This window comes from Variovorax sp. 01T439_2 (genome assembly GCF_056398445.1).
Map to the genome: position 1 here is coordinate 1 of NZ_JBFTPJ010001286.1, position 1198 is coordinate 1198.

The 1198-nt window shown below is 60.2% G+C and carries 3 protein-coding genes; 1 reads left to right on the plus strand and 2 read right to left on the minus strand.

Annotated elements, in window-relative coordinates:
- Window positions 1-180: extensin family protein (locus AC1DOC_RS34330; RefSeq protein ID WP_478131660.1), on the plus strand; the 180-nt coding region annotated here is incomplete at its 5' end.
- A gap of 18 nt (window positions 181-198) precedes the next feature.
- On the opposite strand, the gene AC1DOC_RS34335 is transcribed toward AC1DOC_RS34330, so the two are convergent.
- On the minus strand, window positions 199-594 hold the full coding sequence (locus AC1DOC_RS34335) for a hypothetical protein (RefSeq protein WP_478080430.1): 396 nt from the start codon (window positions 592-594) through the stop codon (window positions 199-201).
- The coding region (locus AC1DOC_RS34340) for a type VI secretion system amidase effector protein Tae4 (RefSeq protein WP_478131661.1) at window positions 594-1198 on the minus strand (605 nt) is incomplete at its 5' end. The genes AC1DOC_RS34340 and AC1DOC_RS34335, both read right to left, overlap by 1 nt.

Consider the following 1198-nt stretch of genomic DNA (forward strand, 5'->3'; position numbering starts at 1 on the left):
CTGCATGACTGGCCCCGCGACGGCAGTGCCGCAAGCACGGACGATCCGGCGGCATTGCTGCTGCGCGATGCGCACCGCGGCGCCTGCCGCTTCTTCAATGGCGTGCTGGGCCCCGACTACAACGCCGCGCACAAGGACCACTTCCATCTGGAGACCGGCGGGTACGACATGTGCCGCTAGCATCCCGAAGCGCTGGCATTACGCAGAGCTTTCGCTCTTCTTGCGTGCCACCAACGCCGCGAGACCTGCGCTGACGATGGCCCAGGCTCCAATGCCAACAGCCATCGCGTTCTCGGGCTTCATCGGCAATTGGATCGGAACGATGCTGAAGGCAATGCTGGCGGCCGCAATGGCAGCAAGCATTCCAAGCGCCCGACGCGGACTCGTCGCGGCGACGCAGCCGACCCAAGCACCCAACGCGGCAGAGGCCACGCCACCCATCAGGACATACACGCGCAGCATCCGAGCGGCTTCATCCTCGCCGTGATGCCCGATCCCCGTACCTGGAAACGCGAGCGAAAAGAGGATGGGCAAGCCCAGGAACAGAGCGACGCCGACCAAAGCCCCGCACAGGGTGAAGATCGGATGTTTCATCAGCTTATCGGCCAGAAGACAACTCGACGCGACGCGTGCAGATCGGAGTAGAGGTATCCGTTGCCGCTCCACGGTGATCGCAAGGTATCAATGCCGAGCGAGAAGCGAAGGAACGTCGTCCATGACGGCGTCAATCGATTTCGATCCCACAGGTCGATGTGATCTCCAGTGGGAAACTTTGCCTCAGCGGTACGCAACCAGTAGTCCTCGAAATAGATAATGCCCGTGCGACCGGAGAGACTCTTGTCGAAGCTTTTTCCCTGGTGTGTTTCCGCCTCTGGACAGCCAGCGAACGGACGACGCATCAGCCAGTTGGCCAATTCGGCCGCGCGCAGCACCATTCCGTTTCCGGAAGGGCCAAATTCGCAGCGTGGGCCGGGAAATGTCTTGAAACTGACACCCGACTTTTCCAACGCAATGCCGACCCGTATTGCGCATTGGTCGTCATACGCCTTCTTGCCCGTGCGAGGGTTCACGCAAGGGTCATCACTGGGGTAGTTCTTCCATATCGCTTCGAACGATATCGGCTTTGCCATTTCGGGAAGTGGCATCTGTTTTTCCTTCCTGTGCTTATCTAGCTTGGCCCAGCGAACTGACCATGGAC

What these genes read in the sequence shown, in the direction of transcription:
- AC1DOC_RS34335 (WP_478080430.1), bottom strand. Translation starts at nt 594, where the DNA reads ATGAAACATCCGATCTTCACCCTGTGCGGGGCTTTGGTCGGCGTCGCT.